Genomic DNA, 15,819 nt, shown 5'->3' with positions numbered 1-15,819 from the left:
GCAAATCAGAACGAGGATAAGTCATGCCAAAGACGGATGGAGCCGACGAGGCCCTCAACCGGGTCAACACCAACTCGAAGCCGTCCGAGCTTCGCATCACCGACATGCGGGTGGCCGAGATCGTCGGTGCGCCGTTCACCTCGGCGCTGCTCAAGATCTATACCAACCAAGGCATCGTCGGGCTTGGCGAGGTGCGCGACGGCGCCAGCGCCACCTACGCGCTGATGCTGAAGAGCCGGCTGCTTGGCGAGAACCCCTGCGACATCGATCGCCTGTTTCGCCGCATCAAGCAATTCGGCGGGCACGGTCGGCAGGGCGGCGGCGTCTCGGCGGTCGAGATCGCGCTCTGGGATATCGCCGGCAAGGCCTATGGCGTTCCCATCTACCAGATGCTCGGCGGCAAGTTCCGCGATCAGGTGCGCGTCTATTGCGATACCGATGCCGAGCAACCGAGCGGCACCGAAACCGGAAAGCGCCTCAAGCAGCGCATGGACCGCGGTTTCACCTTCCTCAAGATGGACCTGGACTTGATGCAGATCGCCCATGTCCCGGGCGCCGTGTCCGCGCCCGCCGGCGCGCTCGAAGGGTTTCATGCTAATCCGCGCGGCCGTGGCGGCACGCTGGAGGAGCGCAAGGCCCGCAATCTCGCCTACGACGCGCAGAACGTGCAGCACCCGTTCACCGGCCTGCATTTCACCGAAAAGGGGATCGACCTGCTCGAGCAGTACATCCACGAGGTTCGCGAGGTGATTGGATACGAGATCCCGCTCGCCATCGACCATGTTGGCCACATCTCGCTGCAGGACGGCATACGCCTGTCGCGTCGCATCGAGAAATACGCCCCGGCCTGGCTGGAGGATGTGATCCCTTGGCAACACACCGAGCAGTACCGGCAATTGCAGGGGGCCACCACGGTGCCGATGTGCACCGGCGAAGACATCTACCTCAGGGAAGGCTTCGAGCCGCTGCTCAAGAGCGGCGGCCTCTCCGTCATCCACCCGGACCTGCTCACCAGTGGGGGTATTCTCGAGACCAAGAAGATCGGCGACATGGCGCAGGATCACGGTGTCGCCATGGCCATCCATATGGCCGAAAGCCCGATCGCCGCGATGGCCGCCGCGCATGTCGCCACCGCGACCGAGAACTTCATGGCGCTCGAATACCACTCCGCCGATGTCGACTGGTGGGACGATATCGTCACTGGCCTGCCCAAGCCGCTCGTCAAGGACGGCTTCGTCACCGTGCCCGACAAGCCGGGGCTGGGCATAGACGATGTGGTCGACGAGGTGATCAGCCAGCACGTGCAGCCCGGTGTCACGGGAATATGGCAATCCACCGAGCATTGGGACAATGAATCTAGCTGGGACCGGACCTGGAGTTAGCCCAGATCCCCTGCCATCATTCCCGCCAGGCTCACAGGCCGACGACCGACCATTCGTGTCGACCTCTCCCAAGGGAGAGGCGTAGAAAGAAACGGACGAAACCATGATCTACGAACTGCGTATCTATGACTGCCTGCCGGGGAGGCTGCCGGCTTTGCTCAAGCGCTTTTCAGACCAAACGCTGGCCATCTGGGAGAGGCATGGCATCCGCCAGGCTGGGTTTTTCACCACGGCGATCGGCGAAAACAGCAATCGCCTCACCTATTTCCTAGCCTGGCAATCACTGGCCGAGCGTGAGGCGAAATGGACGGCTTTCGTCACCGATCCGGCATGGCACAGGGCTCGGGACGAGTCCGAGCGCGACGGGCAGATCGTTGCCAATATCAGCAGCCAGTTGCTCGCGCCGACAGCTTTCTCGTCCGTGAGATAGGGCTGCGCCATGAAAATCACCGACCTGCGCTGCGCCGTCATCGGGCGGCATCCCATCGTTCGCGTCGTCACTGACGAGGGCCTCTACGGTCTGGGCGAAGTCGAGTTCACAAAGACCTATCTCAAGCCATTTGTGCTGCATTTCCGAGAGGCGCTGATCGGCGAGGATCCGACCGATGTCGAGCGGGTCATGTTGAAGATCCGCCAACGCGGTTCTTTCAAGCCTTATGGCGCGGCGGTCAGCGCTATCGAACATGCGCTTTGGGACATAGCCGGCAAGGCCGCGGGCGTGCCGGCCTACAAGCTGCTCGGCGGCAAGGTGCGCGACAAGGTGCGCGTCTATAACGGCTCGATCCGCCAGAAGCGCACAGGCGACCGGCCGGAGGACTACGCCGCGGACGTCAAATGGATGATGGAGCAGCCGCAGAACTTCTTCATGGTTAAGCAAGGAATCTCGTTCCACTCCAACATGAAGGACACTATCGAGGACTTCCATTATGGCGTGACGCAGAAGAAGGCCGGCTATCACGGTGCCATGGATCAGGGCGTGATCAGCGAACGCGGTTTCAACCACATGCTCGACTGCGTGATCGCGATGAAGGAAGTGCTGGGCGACAAGGTCAGCCTGGCGCTCGACTGCGGCCCGGGCTGGATGCTGCCCGATGCGATCAGGTTCGCCCGCGCGGTCGAGAGGTACAATCTGATGTGGCTGGAGGACATGCTGACCGGCGACTATGTACCGTGGGTCAATCCGCAGGCCTACCGGGAACTGACCACCTCCACCTCGACGCCGATCCATACCGGCGAGCAGATCTACCTCAGGCACAATTTCAAGGAACTGATCGAGACGCAGGCGGTGCGCGTCATCGGCCCCGATCCTGCCGACATCGGCGGCATTGCCGAGCTCAAATGGGTCGCCGAGCACGCCTATATGCACTCGATCCTGATGGCGCCGCATGGCACGGCGAATGGCCTGCTGGGCCTCGGCGCGCTGATCAACGTCTGCGCCACCTTGCCCGCCAATTACGTGGCGTTCGAATACCCCAGTGCCTCGGACCCCTGGTGGAACGACATCGTCATCGGCCTGCCCAAGCAGATCGTGAAGGACAGCATGGTGGATCTGCTGGAAGCACCGGGGCTAGGCCTCGATATCGACGCCGAAGGCGCCAGGAAGTATTTGCTGGCGGAGGACGCCGGATTCTTCGATTGACCGGCGACGGTGGCCCTCGATCTCATCGACCGAGGGCCTACTTCAAAGACTCGTGGTTGCACGTCTCATCACAACAGAAGCCGGCGCATTGTTGACGTGCGCCGACCTTGTTTAATTATGGCGAATCTCGGTCCCGAGCACCTTCAGGCATTCGCGGATGAAGGCAGCGAGGGCTGTCCATCCCTTGGCCGACACCATGGTTCCGTCGACATAGGCCTCCGTCGGCGAGAGGTCGATGTAGGTGCCGCCGGCCAGCGTCACTTCCGGTTCGCAAGCGGCGAGCGCGCCGACCTTCTTGCCGCGGACGACACCGTCCACGGCAATCAGAATCTGGACCCCATGGCAGATCGTGAAGATCGGCTTCTGGGTATCGTGGAAGTGGCGCACCATGGCTTGCACCCGTTTGTCGGTGCGGATGTATTCCGGGCCGCGGCCGCCGGCGCAATATACGGCGTGGTATTGATCGAGCTGCTTTTCCGCTTCAGCAAACGTCTTGTTGATCACCTGAAAATGGCCGAGCTTTTCGGTGTAGGTCTGGTCGCCCTCGAAGTCGTGCAGGGAGGTCTTGATGAGGTCTCCGGCCTTCTTGTCCGGGCAGACCACGTGGACCGTGTGACCGACGGCTTCCATTGCTTGCTGGTAGACGAAGATCTCGTACTCCTCGGTGAACTCGCCGGTGAGCATCAATATTTTCTTGCCTGACATGATCATGTCCTCTTGTCGTGTGAAAGGGGCGGGGCGAGTCATGCTGCGCCACGCATTGATTGCGTTCTTCAGAACGGAGAGTCGGGGAAGAAGTATTCCTTGGCGTTGTCCTTGGTGATCAGCGGCGCGTCCAGCTTGACGGCGCCGCGAACCGGGGCCTGGCCAACCAAATTGGCCATGGTCATGTATATGGCCGTCTTGATCATGGACGGCGGGTAGGGAGTCTCGACGGGGGTCATGCTGTCGCCGTCGATGACCTTCTTGACGATGTCCTTCATGCCGTTGCCGCCAAGCGCCAGCTTGATGTCGGTGCGGCCCGACTGCTTGACCGCCTCGATCACCCCCAGCAGCATGTCATCGTCGTTCGCCCAAACCGCGTCGATATGCGGATATTTGGCGAGGTAGTCCTGCATCAGCTTGAAGGCTTCGTCGCTGTTCCAATGAGCGTACTGAATGTCGAGAACCTTGAGGCCGGTCCCGGCGATGGCGTCCTGGAAGCCCTTGATGCGCTCGTCGTCGATCACGGTCGGGATGCCGCGCAGGACAACCAGGTCACCCTTTCCGCCAAGCTTGTCGATCATGTATTTCGCGGTGTTGCGCCCGACGGCGATGTTGTCGCCGGCGACGTAGAGGCCCTGGATGGTGGGGTCGGTCAGGCCGCGGTCGACGACCGTGATGAAGGTGCCCTTCTCCTTGATGGCCTTGACCGGCTCGGTCAATTCTTCCGAGGAGTAAGGAAGGATCACCAGCGCATCGATCTTGCGTGAGGCGGAGAGATCCTCGATCGCCGACACCTGATCGGCCGCCGACGGCGACGTCTTTACGATGACCTCGACACCGGGGAAAGCCGCGTTGATTTCCTTGGCCGCCGTCTGCGCGTGATAGACGACGCCGGCGGTCCAGCCGTGGTCGGCGGCCGGTATCGAAACGGCGATGACTTTCTTGTCCTCGGCCATGGCATGGCCCGTCAGCAGCAGCGAGCCGAGCGCGGCCGCAGCCATCCATTTTTTACTGAACATTTTCTTCTCCCAGATTGGACCTGCAAAGACGCACCCGTGTGGTCCGGACGCGGGGCTATTTCGAATTCGAGAACCTCTGAATGAGCATCGCGATGATGATGATGACGCCCTGAACCGCGGCGACCAGGTACTCGGAGACGAAGTCCGACAGCACCATGAGATTGGCGATCAGCTCCAGAATGACGGCGCCGGCGACGGTTCCCCAGACATGACCTTTGCCGCCACGCAGCGCCGTGCCGCCGATCACCACGGCGGTGATCACCTGCAGTTCCCAAAGCTGCCCGGTGGTCGGCGTTGCGGCACCCAGTCGCGGTACGTAGCAGATCGCGGCGACGGCCACGCAGACGCCTTGGACGATGTAAGCAATGGTGCGCGTCTTGATGACGGAGATGCCGGAATAGCGCGCGACGTCCTCGTTTGCGCCGACCGCCGCACATTTGCGCCCATACTTCATCTTGTAGAGGACGAACGATGCGATCGCGGCGACGGCGACCGATATGAGGATCGGGATAGGGACACCACCGACGGTGCCGAAATAGACCGGCCGATAGGCTTCGCGCAGCGATCGGTCTATCGGTATCGTGCCGCCGTCGGTCAGATAGGTGATCAACGCGCGGAAAATGCCCATTGTACCGAGCGTCGCAATGAACGGTTCGATCCGGCCTATGGTGACGATCAGGCCATTGGCGAGGCCACACAGAAGACCGACCAGGATCGCCACGAGCATTCCAGCCGGGATCGCCCACAGGCCGGCGTGTGGCGCCACGGCGTTCATGAACATGATGGTGATGCCGGTGACGAAGGCGGCCATCGAGCCGACGGAAAGATCGAGCCCTCCCGACGAGATAACGAACGTCGCGCCGACCGCGATGATGGCGATGAAGGCGCTGCGGGTGATGACGTTGGCAAGGTTGGTCGCGGAGAGGAAGTCTGGATTGATGAGAAAGCCGACCACCAGCAGGGCGGCCAATGCCAGGAAGGGACCCACGTCGGTCCAGGTGATGTTCAAATCACCGACGCGATGCGTGGATGGGGATCCGGTCATGACAGCCATTCTGTTCCTCCCTCGGCCTTCGGCCTCGGTTTCGGGCCGCTTGTCGCCAGCAGCGCCACATTGCTTTCGGTCATCTCGGCGCCTTGGACCTCGCCCGTCAGGCGGCCTTCCCGCATGACGAGGATGCGGTCGCAGATGCCAATCAGCTCCTGCATTTCCGACGAGATGACGATGCAGGCTTTGCCGCTGCCGACGATGGCGTGGATGAAGGCGTAGATCTGAGCCTTGTTGGCGATATCTATGCCGCGGGTCGGTTCATCGATGATGACCACAGAGGGGTCGGTGAGCAGCACCTTGGCGAGCAGCAGCTTCTGCTGATTGCCGCCGGAAAGCTGTCCCGCCTTCACGCCAGGGCTCTTGAGCCGGATATCGTAGCTCCGGACGGCCTCTGTCAGCGCGACCGACTCGCGGCGTCTGCTGAGAGCCAGTGCGGGATGGAACCGTTCAAGTGCGGAAAGCGTGAGGTTGGGCGCCAGTCGTTCCTCGAGGAGCAGGCCCTTGCTCTTTCGGTCCTCGGTCAGGTAGCCGATGCCTGCATCGATCGCTTCGCGTTGCGAGCGGATCCGGACGGGCCGACCTTGGAGTTCAATCACGGCGTCGGCCGAACGCAGGCCCACCAGCCCTTCGAACAATTCCGTGCGGCCCGCGCCGATCATGCCGGCAAAGCCAAGAATTTCGCCCCTGTGGACGGTGAAAGAGACGTCTTCGGCGTAGCCCGGGACGGTGGCGTTTTTCACGCTCAGCATCGGCTCATCGGACGGCGCGCTCTTCTGCGGGTAGAGCGTTGCAAGCTCGCGGCCGACCATCAGGCGTGCCATGTCCATCTGGGTCAGGGCCGTGCCCGGACAGGTGCCGACCATCCTGCCGTCGCGCAGCACGGTCACCTTGTCGGCAAGCTGCTGCACCTCATCCAGCCGATGGCTGATATAGAGGACGGCCGTGCCGTTGGCCTTTAGCTGCCGGACGATTTCGAGGAGGCGATCCACTTCCTCGTCGGTCAGCACGGCGGTCGGCTCGTCGAAGATCACGACCTTGTAGTCGTCGAGCAGCGCGCGGGCGATCTGGACCAGCTGGCGGTCGGCCAGCGAGATGTCGCGCACCAGCGCGGTCGGCGAGACCGCGCAGCCGATCCGTGCCAGCTTTTCGGCTGCCAGGCGCCGCATGGCGCGGTCGTCCATCACATGGCGGCGCGAAAGCTCGCGGCCGAGAAATAGATTGTCCGTCACCGTAAGCGCTTCGGCGAGCAGGATCTCCTGGTGGACGAGGGCAATGCCGGCTTTTTGGGCCTGGTCGGGCTTGGCGAACGTCACCGGCCGACCAGCCATGGACAAGGTGCCGCGGGTCGGCTCGGCATAGCCGGAAAGCAGCCGCATCAAAGTGGATTTTCCGGCACCGTTCTCGCCGATGATGGCGTGGATTTCGCCCGGCAGGATGTCGAGCGTGACGTCGGAGAGCACGGTCACCGGCCCATATTGCTTCGAGAGACCCTGAGCGCGCAGCACCGGCTCCAGGACCCCTGGCGCATTGCCGCCAGGCAGCGCACTTCCTCCCTCTCCGGCAATATTGGCGGTAACGGACATTCGTTCAGGCCTCAATCGAAGGCCGGCAGCAGGCGATCGCGTGAGTGCTCGATGTGAGCGCGCATTGCTTTCGCGGCGGCATCCGGATCGGCAGAGCCGAACGCGGCGAGGATCGCCTCATGCTCGTCCAGCGCCTCCACGGTCACGCGGGAATGATACATCAGGCGGAAAATGTGGAAGTGCGTGTGTTGATAACCCAGCGTCTCGCGGATGAGCTCGTTTTCGGCGTATTCCATGATCTTGTCATGGAAGATCGCGTCCTGCCTGGCGAAGTTCGAATAGCGCAGGCGCTCGTCCTTGCCCTCGCGGCGCGACATCACGCCTGCAGCCTTCAGCAGCGTGCCGAGTTTGGCCTCATCCATCGTGGCAGCGGCTTTCGCCGCGCCGTGCGGTTCGAGCAGGAGACGCATTTCGTACAATTCGTCGAAACGGCGCCGCGTGATCTGCGGCGCGGCACGGTATCCGATCAGGTGCGTCTTCAGAACCAGTCCTTCGCCTTCGAGGCGGCCCAGCGCCTCGCGGATCGGCGTATGGGAAACGTCGAATTCCTTGACCAGATTGTCGACGGTGATGCGCGAACCGGGCGCGATCTTCAGCGACATCAGCTGCGCGAAGATGGCCTCGTAGACGTCCTCGGCTAGGCTGCCGGCACGCTGAATGCGGCCCGCTCCCGTGGGCGTTTCACCATTATTGCTCAAGCTGACAGGTTGCATTCTTTCGCCTCTCGACAGGAGATTGCTAACACGAGGGTTTGACCGATGCAATACTATATCCTATACGATTTTATCGGCGCCGTTCAGTTCAGGATCCTTCGGTGCGGATTGCAATGCGAGTTTCTCCGACACCCTCAAGGATGCAGCCTGTCATGAGCCTTCTCACAGCCCTCCGGCTCCCACGTGAAATTCTATTCGGAACGGGACAACGTCATGCCCTGCCAGCCGTGGCCGGCCGCCATGGCCGCCGCGCCCTGGTCTGCACCGACCAGCGTTTGGCCGGCACCAGCGTGTTCGCCGAAATGATGAAATCCCTGCGGTCGGCGTCAATCGACGTGCTGGTTCACGACGGTGTCCTCCCGGACGTGCCGCGCGATTCGGTGGCGGTCTGCGTCAAGGAAGCGAGGGGCTTCCGGCCAGACATGGTGATCGGCATCGGCGGCGGCAGCTGTCTCGATTTCGCCAAATGTGCCGCCTTGCTGATCAGCCACGGCGGCGAGCTGCGGCACTACTACGGCGAGTTCAAGGTCCCGGGGCCGACCCTGCCGATGATCGCCGTGCCGACCACGGCTGGTACAGGATCAGAGGTGACGCCTGTCGCCGTGATATCGGATCCGGACCGGACGCTCAAAGTCGGCATATCGAGCCCCTATCTTATTGCTGCCGTTGCCGTCTGCGACCCCGAACTGACAATGACTTGTCCGCCGGGCCTGACCGCGGTTGCCGGTGCCGACGCGCTCACTCATGCGATCGAGGCCTTCACGGCCATGCGCCGGGACGGGGACTTCAGCCTGCCGCAGCGCCACGTGTTCATCGGCAAGACGCCGTTGACCGACCATTTCGCGCTGCTGGCCGTCAAACTTCTCGGCCGCAGCTTGGAGAAGGCGTGCATCGACGGCGGCGACGCCGAGGCGCGCTCCGACGTGATGATGGGAGCGCTGGCTGCGGGTTGCGCGTTCGGCACCGCCGGCACGGCGGCGGCGCACGCGGTGCAATACCCGGCCGGCGCGCTCACCCACACGCCGCATGGGCTGGGGGTGGCGACAATGATGCCTTATGTCATGAGCTACAACAGCCGTGTGGCCGCGGGTGACATCGCCGAGATAGGGATTGCTCTTGGCCTCGAGCCGAATGGTCGTGGCGTCGACGAAATGGCGGGCGCGACCATCGAGGAGATCAGGCGCTTGTTTGCGGCGATCGGCATCACCCCGACGCTGGCCGGTTTGGGACTCCCGGCCGACAAGCTCGACTGGACCGCCGAGCAGGCGCTCGGCATCGATCGCCTGATCAAGAACAACCCGCGCCCATTCGACCTTGCCGCCATGCGCCGCCTTGTCCAGGCGGCCTATGACGGCGATCTCACCGCCTGCGCCATGTGAACGTCAGGAACAAGACGATGAACCTTCCCTACAATGCCTTCCCTCTCGATCAGGATCCGTACGACGTTCGGGGCTTTCCGCACCGGCTCTACATTGGCGGACAATGGCGGCCGTCGTCCGACGGCGGGCTCATTGAGGTCACCGATCCATCCTCCGGCGCGGTGATCGCGGCGGTCCCCGATGCGACCCTGGAGGATGCCGCCGCAGCGGTCGAGGCAGCGGCCAAGGCCGCCAAGGGGTGGCGCCAGACAGCGCCGCGCAAGCGCTCGGAGATTCTCAGGCGCTGTTTCGAGCTGATGGTCGAGCGGTCGGAGACGCTTGCCATGCTGATCTCGCTGGAGAACGGCAAGGCCCTGCGCGACGCGCGCGGCGAGGTCGCCTATGCAGCCGAATTCTTCCGCTGGAACGCCGAGGAGGCGGTTCGTATCACCGGCGAGTTCGGCACCGCCCCGTCTGGCGCCAACCGCATCGTCGTCGACTACCAGCCGATCGGCATCTGCATCCTCATCACGCCGTGGAATTTCCCCGCCGCGATGGCGACGCGCAAGATCGCACCGGCACTGGCGGCAGGCTGCACGGTCATTCTGAAACCGGCCAGCGAGACGCCGCTGACCGCCTATGCGCTGGCCGCGCTCTACAGCGAAGCCGGCGTACCGGACGGCGTCGTGAACGTGCTGACGACATCGACACCCGGCACCCTGACGTCGGCCATGCTGGCCGATCCGCGCGTCAGGAAGCTCTCCTTCACCGGTTCGACCGGGATCGGCCGGGCCTTGCTCGCCGAAGCCGCCAAACATGTGACTTCCTGTTCCATGGAGCTTGGTGGCAATGCACCCTTCATCGTCTTCGACGATGCCGATCTCGATGCGGCCATCGACGGCGCCATGATCGCCAAAATGCGCAATGCCGGCGAAGCCTGTACGGCGGCCAACCGCATCTACGTCCAGTCGGGTATCCACGATGCGTTCGCCGACGGCCTTGCGCAGCGCATGGCTGCGCTCAAGATCGGCGCCGGCACCAAGGCGGACACCGAATGTGGACCCATGATCGCCAAGAAGGCGGTCGACAAGATCGACCGGCTGGTCAAGGACGCGGTCAACCGTGGCGCCAAGGCGCTGTGCGGCGGCTCGGTGCCTGAAGGTGATGGCTTTTTCTATCCGCCGACCGTCTTGTCCGAAGTCTCGCCGGACGCCGATATGGCGCATGAGGAGATCTTCGGCCCAGTGGCGCCCATCACCCGCTTCGAGAGCGAGGCGCAGGCCATCTTCCACGCCAACAACACCGAATTCGGCCTCGCCGCCTATCTCTACACCCGCGATGTGGCGCGCGGCATGCGGGTGGCCGCCGAGATCGAGGCCGGCATGATCGGCCTCAACCGCGGCCTGATGTCGGATCCCGCCGCGCCCTTCGGCGGAGTCAAACAGAGTGGCCTCGGGCGGGAAGGGGGCCAGCATCACGGCATCGCCGAGTTCATGGAGGCCAAATACATCGCTGTGACCTTCTGAGCCGGCTCCATGTCGAAGGACCCTTTTCGCACCCGCGACCACGTTGCCGATTTCGATGACATCGTGGCCGACATCGTCGCCCGCAGCGCCGTCACGCGGGCTTCGCTGCCGATGCTGGCGGACATCGCCTATGGTCCGCACGAGGCCGAACGCCTCGACCTGTTCTTTCCGGACGGAGCGCGCAGGGATCTCCCGGTGCACATCTTCATCCATGGCGGCTATTGGCGCATGTTCGCCAAAAGCGACTATTCCTACATCGCCGAGACGGTGACGAGCGCCGGGGCAATCGCGGTCGTGATCGACTATGCGCTGATGCCTGCCGTCAGGATGGCGACAATCGTCGACCAGGTCCGGCGCGCGAGGCAATGGGTGCTGGGTCATATCGCCAGCCATGGCGGCGATGCCGGTCGGCTAAGCGTCAGCGGTCATTCCGCCGGGGCGCATTTGGCGACCTTTTTGTTCGACGAGGGGTCGGCACATCCCCCGTCGGCGGCACTTCTGCTCGGCGGGCTCTACGATTTGAAGCCCCTCCAGCAATCCTTCCTGGAGCCTTTGATAGGCCTGACCGACACGGAAGTTGAGGCGTATTCGCCGATGAGCAAATCCCACTCGTCGCGGACAAAGGTCACGCTGCTGGTCGGCGAGCGGGAGACGGAACCGTTTCACCTGCAGGCCAAATTGTTTGCCGATCACCTGACGGAGCAGGGCCTGACGGCTTCGAGCAGCATCGTCGAGGGGCGCAATCACATGGACAGCGTCCGGGATTTGGGTGTCGGGCACACAAAAGGGGGCACTTGGCTGTACGACCTGATCCGAGCCGCTTGATCGGTCCTGCCTCAGCCGAACCATCCCCGTTAAGCCTTGCGCAACCCATGGGGCGTAATCTGTCCGCCAGATTGCGAGGTACCATGAAGCGCCAACCACTAGTGCTTTTCGCCTTTCCTGCCTGTGTCCTGCTGATCCTCGCGACCGAGCGAATGGCGACGCTCCTGCTCGGAACCTACCCCGCAAGCCCGGATATGTGGAAGATCTGGCTAGCCTTGCATCCCTCGTCGGGCATGGTCTGGCAGCAGGTCGATGTCTATCTGGGAGGGTCGATGGTCCTGGATTTCGCCTTGTTGGGCGCGGCCCTGGGGATCTGCTGGATGGCAAGCCGGGCCAGAAGGTCGGCCGCTTTCTTTCTCGCCAACCATGGCATCTTGATCCTGGCGGCGTCGATGATCTTCATCGGCGGCCGCTCGCAGACTGCCAGCACCATCGCCGCGTTCACGGCACCGAGTGGCTTTCGGTTCTCGCTGATGATGGACTTCACCTGGCTGAACTGCCTGCTGGCGGTCATCGGGGTCACCGCCTGCGCCTATTGCCACCTTGCCTATGTCCGTGAACTCGGCATGCGCGTTGAATCGCGGCGCGTCCGGATCATGGCACTGCAGCGGGATTTCTAGCGCAGCTACGCGGCCACGCCCAAGTCCGACCTAGTTTATCCCGACCTAGTTTATCTTGTGATAGGTGACCTTGCCTTCCGGTGACACGCTCCGCTGGTAGTTGGAGCTCGGCGCGGGAGGCGCCGCCGGAGCCGATCGCCGTCGCGTTACCCGCGGCATTTCCTCGATCGCGGGCTCCGCGTCGGCGGCGCTGGCGACCGCCGCCGTATCTTCGGCGGGTGAGGCCAGTTCGACGACGCGCGGCTCGTCGCCACCGTGATTTCCCGACATCTCCGGTGGCTGCCGGGCGATGTTGGCGTTGACCTCGCCGAAGCTCGCCCGCAGCCGGTCGTCCAGCGCCTCGAACCGGCTTTGAAATCCATTGTTGACGGTGTCGAGCCGCGCGCTCATCCGCTGCTCGAACTGGCCGAGGTCCTCCAGCCGCGCCTCGATCGCGCGCAGATCGTTGATGCCGTGGTAGAGATAGACGGCCGCGGTGGCGTTCAGGAGGGCAAACAGCGCCAGGCCGACAGAGACGGCAATTGCGAGCCTGGACCGGCTCTTCTCCCTGTCGAGCAACAGTGGTTCGACCGCTATCACAAGGTCGTCGGGATCGCTGATCGTCGTCATTGGACCACCACCTTGGTGCCGACAGGCACGCGCCTGAAAAGATCGATGACATCGGTATTGGTCAGGCGAAAACAGCCCGACGTGCCGTCGAAACCCACGCCCGAAGGGTCGTTGGTGCCATGGATGCGATAGAGCGTGTCGCGGCCGTCCCGAAGCAGATAGAGCGCCCTTGCGCCGAGGGGATTGTACGGCCCCGAGGGCACCATGTCAGGCAATTCCGGCTGGCGGGCGCGCATTTCCTTCGGCGGTCGCCACGCCGGCCACTCGGTCTTGGCTCCGACCTGGACCGTACCCGTCCAGCCAAATCCATCGCGTCCGACACTGATCCGGTAGCGCAGGGCCTCGCCCTTGCCGGTCACCAGGTAGAGCGCTTTTTCCTGCTTGCGGATGATGATGGTCCCAGTCTTCTCGGCGGTGGAAAACGCCACCGTCTTGCGCAGGCTGGGGCCCATGGCCGGCAGAGGCGGGCGGCTGTCCGCCCACGCGGTCTGTCCGGCCGCGGGCGCCAGCGCCAGGCCGAGGAGGCAGGCGGCTGTCAGCCGCAAGCGATGGCCGCTAGCGGGCCGCATCGTCGAGCCGCTCGCGGAACATCTTCTTCAGATCCTTGCTGAAGCGCGCCTGCCCATCCACTTCGGACGGCAGCATGGCGCGGTTCAGCGCGTCGGCCAGCAGGGCATTGTCGAGCCCGACCGACTTGATGTGCGGCGCCTTGAAGATCTTCTCCAGCTCGCTGCGCGAGAAGTGGTTGCCGAACCATTTGCGCTTGTGCTTGTTGGCGACCAGCGTGATCGAGACGGCATTGCCGCGCAGCTCGCGGATCTTCTTGTAGAGCCGTTTGCCTTGCCGCAGCGAGGCCACATTGAGCTCGAAGACGATGAAGATCTCGTCGCTCGTCGACAGCACGGAATTGTGCCAGGGCGTTTCGATGTTGGGCAGATCAATGACGATGTCGTCGAACCGGTAGGCGACGAGGTCGAGCAGCCGGAAGACGAAATCGGCGCCCTGCGGCTCGAACGGCAGCTGCGGCCGCTCGAAGGCGTAGAGCGTCAGGCCGGAAGGCCGCGACAGCTTGATGACATCCATCAGTTCGACATCGAGCCGTTCCGGCTGGCCGATGATGCCGGCAAGGTCGAACTGGTTGAACAGGTTGAGATAGGCGCCGCAATTGGCGCTCTGGAAGTCGAGGTCGACTAGGCAGGTCGAGGCCGCGCGCTCGGTCGATTTCGAGGCCAGGAATTCGGCGGCCGACAGTGCCAGCGTGGTGGCGCCGGCGCCGCCGCTGGCGCTGATGAAGGTGATGATGCGGCTCTTGGCGCCCTGGTTGCCGCTGTCGTGGAAGGTGACGGCGTTGAGCAGTTCCTTGCCGTCAAGCGGCTTGTGCAGCCAGTCCGAGGCATTCATGCGCACCAGGACGCGCGTCTGCTCCGACGTCAACTCGTCGGAAACCGCGATCAGCGGCACGGTGGCCCACAGCGCGCGCGCCTCGACGATGCCTGGATTGCCAAGCAATTCGCCCTTGCCGAGATCGAGGATGACGATGCCCGGACGCGTGTCGGCCGGAGGACCTTTGAGGAAATCGCTCGTCTCGGCGACCCTGACGTCATAGATCGCCAGCGCATCGAGCCGCGTCGCCACATCGCGCTTGAAATTCGCATCGGAGGAAAACAGCGCGACCTGCTTTCGCTTGGTCGGGGTAACCTTGGTGCTGATGGCGTTCATGGATACGTGCTTTTCATGTCTTCGCCCGTGACCGTGCTCAGCATGGAGGGCATGGTGATGGTTCCGAGACCGAGAAAACCGGCCAGGAAGAAGAACTGGAACGGGTGATTGGTGATGCTGACGGTGATCGTCGGCACCGGTCCCTTGGGACGCGTCCAGTAGCCAAGGCCCGAAGCCTGATACTGGATTTGGACCTCGGATTTCAGAAGGGTTGGCAGGAATGTCAGCATTCCGGGCCGCGTGCTGCTGCCGTTAAAGATGAAGTCGAGAGCTGCCTGGTTCACATTGAGGTTCTGGCATGTGGCGCCTGTTCCACAGGTGCAAGATGCAGCTCCGGCGGCACTGGCCGTACAGATGTAGCTGTAAGTGTTGGCTGGAACCGCCTTTCCCACATCCAGCGAGTCGCTGGGTGTTTTTGCCTCGAGCAGAAGTCCGCTGGCGATCGGAGCGGAAATCTGCGCCAGCCTGGCGCCAGCCTGCACCGCTTTGTTGCCGGCATTCCATTGGTAGAAGGCATAGCCAAAGTCGACAAAACCAAGCAGCAGGGTGAGCAGCATGGGCATGGCGATGGCCGCCTCCACCATTGTCGCGCCGGATTGGTTTCTCCAGAACGTGCCTTGCGAGATCACCATCCCAAGACACGCTCCTGATGGAACACAGTGAGCTTAACGTTACCAAAGCCGAGATAAGACCAGAGGCCCAGGGTAGGATACGGATACGAGGCGCTGACCTCCACGACAACGACGGTGCCGGTGCTGCTGAGATAGAGCTGGGTACCGGTCGTGGGATCGATCGCCTGGATCGATCGTACTGGCGTTATGGTGACTTGACCCGTGGTCCACCCGGTAACCCTCGCACTACCGCCCTGGACGGCCCCGTTCACTGCGAGGTTTGTTGCCAACACTGAACAAGTATTCCAGTCACTGCTGCAGCGCGCCATATAGCGAGAGGCATCCTCTACGCCAGCTTCGAGAAGCAGGCGCGTGTTGAAGATGTTCGAGAACTCGAAGACACCCGCTGCCAGCAGCAACACGAGTGGCGTGACGATCGCTATCTCGACCAAAGCAGAG

The 15,819-nt window shown here is 63.0% G+C and carries 17 protein-coding genes; 7 read left to right on the top strand and 10 right to left on the bottom strand.

Going from position 1 to position 15,819, the window contains the following annotated elements:
• The first annotated feature begins 23 nt into the window (after positions 1-23).
• The 3 genes from X739_RS152010 to X739_RS152020 all read left to right on the top strand — a co-directional run bounded on the left by X739_RS152010 (position 24) and on the right by X739_RS152020 (position 3,021).
• Entirely contained in the window at positions 24-1,382 is a 1,359-nt protein-coding gene (locus tag X739_RS152010) for a mandelate racemase/muconate lactonizing enzyme family protein (protein ID WP_023794741.1), read from the top strand.
• Positions 1,383-1,485: 103 nt separating this feature from the next.
• The gene (locus tag X739_RS152015) at positions 1,486-1,812 is read left to right on the top strand and encodes an NIPSNAP family protein (protein WP_023771320.1); all 327 of its coding nucleotides are present in this window, start codon (positions 1,486-1,488) and stop codon (positions 1,810-1,812) included.
• Positions 1,813-1,821: 9 nt separating this feature from the next.
• Positions 1,822-3,021: a mandelate racemase/muconate lactonizing enzyme family protein gene (locus X739_RS152020; protein WP_023771319.1), complete on the top strand. Its 1,200-nt coding sequence runs from the start codon at positions 1,822-1,824 to the stop codon at positions 3,019-3,021.
• 111 nt (positions 3,022-3,132) lie between these two features.
• Here X739_RS152020 and X739_RS152025 read toward each other — a convergent pair whose 3' ends face one another.
• The 5 genes from X739_RS152025 to X739_RS152045 form a co-directional block, all read right to left on the bottom strand.
• Entirely contained in the window at positions 3,133-3,726 is a 594-nt protein-coding gene (locus tag X739_RS152025) for a DJ-1/PfpI family protein (RefSeq protein WP_015319191.1), read from the bottom strand.
• 68 nt (positions 3,727-3,794) lie between these two features.
• Positions 3,795-4,745 (bottom strand): substrate-binding domain-containing protein, encoded by a 951-nt coding sequence (locus tag X739_RS152030; protein WP_023771318.1) that lies wholly within the window; start codon positions 4,743-4,745, stop codon positions 3,795-3,797.
• A gap of 55 nt (positions 4,746-4,800) precedes the next feature.
• Complete coding sequence (locus tag X739_RS152035) at positions 4,801-5,790, bottom strand: ABC transporter permease (RefSeq protein WP_198019192.1); 990 nt, start codon at positions 5,788-5,790, stop codon at positions 4,801-4,803.
• Entirely contained in the window at positions 5,787-7,379 is a 1,593-nt protein-coding gene (locus tag X739_RS152040) for a sugar ABC transporter ATP-binding protein (protein WP_023794740.1), read from the bottom strand. The genes X739_RS152035 and X739_RS152040 overlap by 4 nt, the downstream gene beginning before the upstream one ends.
• A gap of 11 nt (positions 7,380-7,390) precedes the next feature.
• Positions 7,391-8,092, bottom strand: coding sequence for a GntR family transcriptional regulator (locus X739_RS152045; protein ID WP_023771315.1), 702 nt, complete (start codon positions 8,090-8,092; stop codon positions 7,391-7,393).
• 152 nt (positions 8,093-8,244) lie between these two features.
• On the opposite strand from X739_RS152045, the gene X739_RS152050 reads away from it, so the two are divergent.
• From X739_RS152050 to X739_RS152065, 4 genes are read left to right on the top strand one after another with little or no spacing between them, the layout of a single operon-like run.
• On the top strand, positions 8,245-9,471 hold the full coding sequence (locus tag X739_RS152050; protein ID WP_023771314.1) for an iron-containing alcohol dehydrogenase: 1,227 nt from the start codon (positions 8,245-8,247) through the stop codon (positions 9,469-9,471).
• A gap of 17 nt (positions 9,472-9,488) precedes the next feature.
• Positions 9,489-10,976, top strand: coding sequence for an NAD-dependent succinate-semialdehyde dehydrogenase (locus tag X739_RS152055; protein ID WP_023794739.1), 1,488 nt, complete (start codon positions 9,489-9,491; stop codon positions 10,974-10,976).
• A 9-nt stretch (positions 10,977-10,985) separates the two neighbouring features.
• A complete protein-coding gene (locus X739_RS152060; RefSeq protein ID WP_023782403.1) occupies positions 10,986-11,801 on the top strand; it encodes an alpha/beta hydrolase in 816 nt (271 codons plus the stop codon).
• Positions 11,798-12,421 carry a hypothetical protein gene (locus tag X739_RS152065; RefSeq protein ID WP_245273851.1) on the top strand — a complete coding sequence of 208 codons (624 nt, stop codon included), beginning with the start codon at positions 11,798-11,800 and terminating at the stop codon, positions 12,419-12,421. Before X739_RS152060 ends, X739_RS152065 begins: the two co-directional genes overlap by 4 nt.
• Positions 12,422-12,466: 45 nt before the next feature.
• Here X739_RS152065 and X739_RS152070 read toward each other — a convergent pair whose 3' ends face one another.
• From X739_RS152070 to X739_RS152090, 5 genes are read right to left on the bottom strand one after another with little or no spacing between them, the layout of a single operon-like run.
• Entirely contained in the window at positions 12,467-13,030 is a 564-nt protein-coding gene (locus X739_RS152070; RefSeq protein WP_023771310.1) for a hypothetical protein, read from the bottom strand.
• Positions 13,027-13,599, bottom strand: a complete 573-nt coding sequence (locus tag X739_RS152075) for a L,D-transpeptidase (protein WP_023794738.1) — start codon at positions 13,597-13,599, stop codon at positions 13,027-13,029. Before X739_RS152075 ends, X739_RS152070 begins: the two co-directional genes overlap by 4 nt.
• Entirely contained in the window at positions 13,586-14,749 is a 1,164-nt protein-coding gene (locus X739_RS152080) for an AAA family ATPase (protein WP_023794737.1), read from the bottom strand. The genes X739_RS152075 and X739_RS152080 overlap by 14 nt, the downstream gene beginning before the upstream one ends.
• Positions 14,746-15,381 (bottom strand): TadE/TadG family type IV pilus assembly protein, encoded by a 636-nt coding sequence (locus X739_RS152085; protein WP_051410586.1) that lies wholly within the window; start codon positions 15,379-15,381, stop codon positions 14,746-14,748. The genes X739_RS152080 and X739_RS152085 overlap by 4 nt, the downstream gene beginning before the upstream one ends.
• On the bottom strand, positions 15,375-15,812 hold the full coding sequence (locus X739_RS152090; RefSeq protein ID WP_198026141.1) for a TadE/TadG family type IV pilus assembly protein: 438 nt from the start codon (positions 15,810-15,812) through the stop codon (positions 15,375-15,377). The genes X739_RS152085 and X739_RS152090 overlap by 7 nt, the downstream gene beginning before the upstream one ends.
• Between the last annotated feature and the right edge of the window lie 7 nt (positions 15,813-15,819).

The organism is Mesorhizobium sp. LNHC209A00 (assembly GCF_000502915.1).
In the GTDB taxonomy this organism is placed as follows: Bacteria; Pseudomonadota; Alphaproteobacteria; order Rhizobiales; family Rhizobiaceae; genus Mesorhizobium.
This window is presented reverse-complemented; position numbering and strand designations above follow the sequence as displayed.

Coding starts and splice junctions, on each gene's coding strand:
- X739_RS152080 (WP_023794737.1), bottom strand. CDS start 14,749: ATGAACGCCATCAGCACCAAGGTTACCCCGACCAAGCGAAAGCAGGTC.
- X739_RS152025 (WP_015319191.1), bottom strand. CDS start 3,726: ATGTCAGGCAAGAAAATATTGATGCTCACCGGCGAGTTCACCGAGGAG.
- X739_RS152055 (WP_023794739.1), top strand. CDS start 9,489: ATGAACCTTCCCTACAATGCCTTCCCTCTCGATCAGGATCCGTACGAC.
- X739_RS152075 (WP_023794738.1), bottom strand. CDS start 13,599: ATGCGGCCCGCTAGCGGCCATCGCTTGCGGCTGACAGCCGCCTGCCTC.
- X739_RS152050 (WP_023771314.1), top strand. CDS start 8,245: ATGAGCCTTCTCACAGCCCTCCGGCTCCCACGTGAAATTCTATTCGGA.
- X739_RS152015 (WP_023771320.1), top strand. CDS start 1,486: ATGATCTACGAACTGCGTATCTATGACTGCCTGCCGGGGAGGCTGCCG.
- X739_RS152020 (WP_023771319.1), top strand. CDS start 1,822: ATGAAAATCACCGACCTGCGCTGCGCCGTCATCGGGCGGCATCCCATC.
- X739_RS152035 (WP_198019192.1), bottom strand. CDS start 5,790: ATGACCGGATCCCCATCCACGCATCGCGTCGGTGATTTGAACATCACC.
- X739_RS152040 (WP_023794740.1), bottom strand. CDS start 7,379: ATGTCCGTTACCGCCAATATTGCCGGAGAGGGAGGAAGTGCGCTGCCT.
- X739_RS152010 (WP_023794741.1), top strand. CDS start 24: ATGCCAAAGACGGATGGAGCCGACGAGGCCCTCAACCGGGTCAACACC.
- X739_RS152070 (WP_023771310.1), bottom strand. CDS start 13,030: ATGACGACGATCAGCGATCCCGACGACCTTGTGATAGCGGTCGAACCA.
- X739_RS152045 (WP_023771315.1), bottom strand. CDS start 8,092: ATGCAACCTGTCAGCTTGAGCAATAATGGTGAAACGCCCACGGGAGCG.
- X739_RS152030 (WP_023771318.1), bottom strand. CDS start 4,745: ATGTTCAGTAAAAAATGGATGGCTGCGGCCGCGCTCGGCTCGCTGCTG.
- X739_RS152060 (WP_023782403.1), top strand. CDS start 10,986: ATGTCGAAGGACCCTTTTCGCACCCGCGACCACGTTGCCGATTTCGAT.
- X739_RS152085 (WP_051410586.1), bottom strand. CDS start 15,381: ATGGTGATCTCGCAAGGCACGTTCTGGAGAAACCAATCCGGCGCGACA.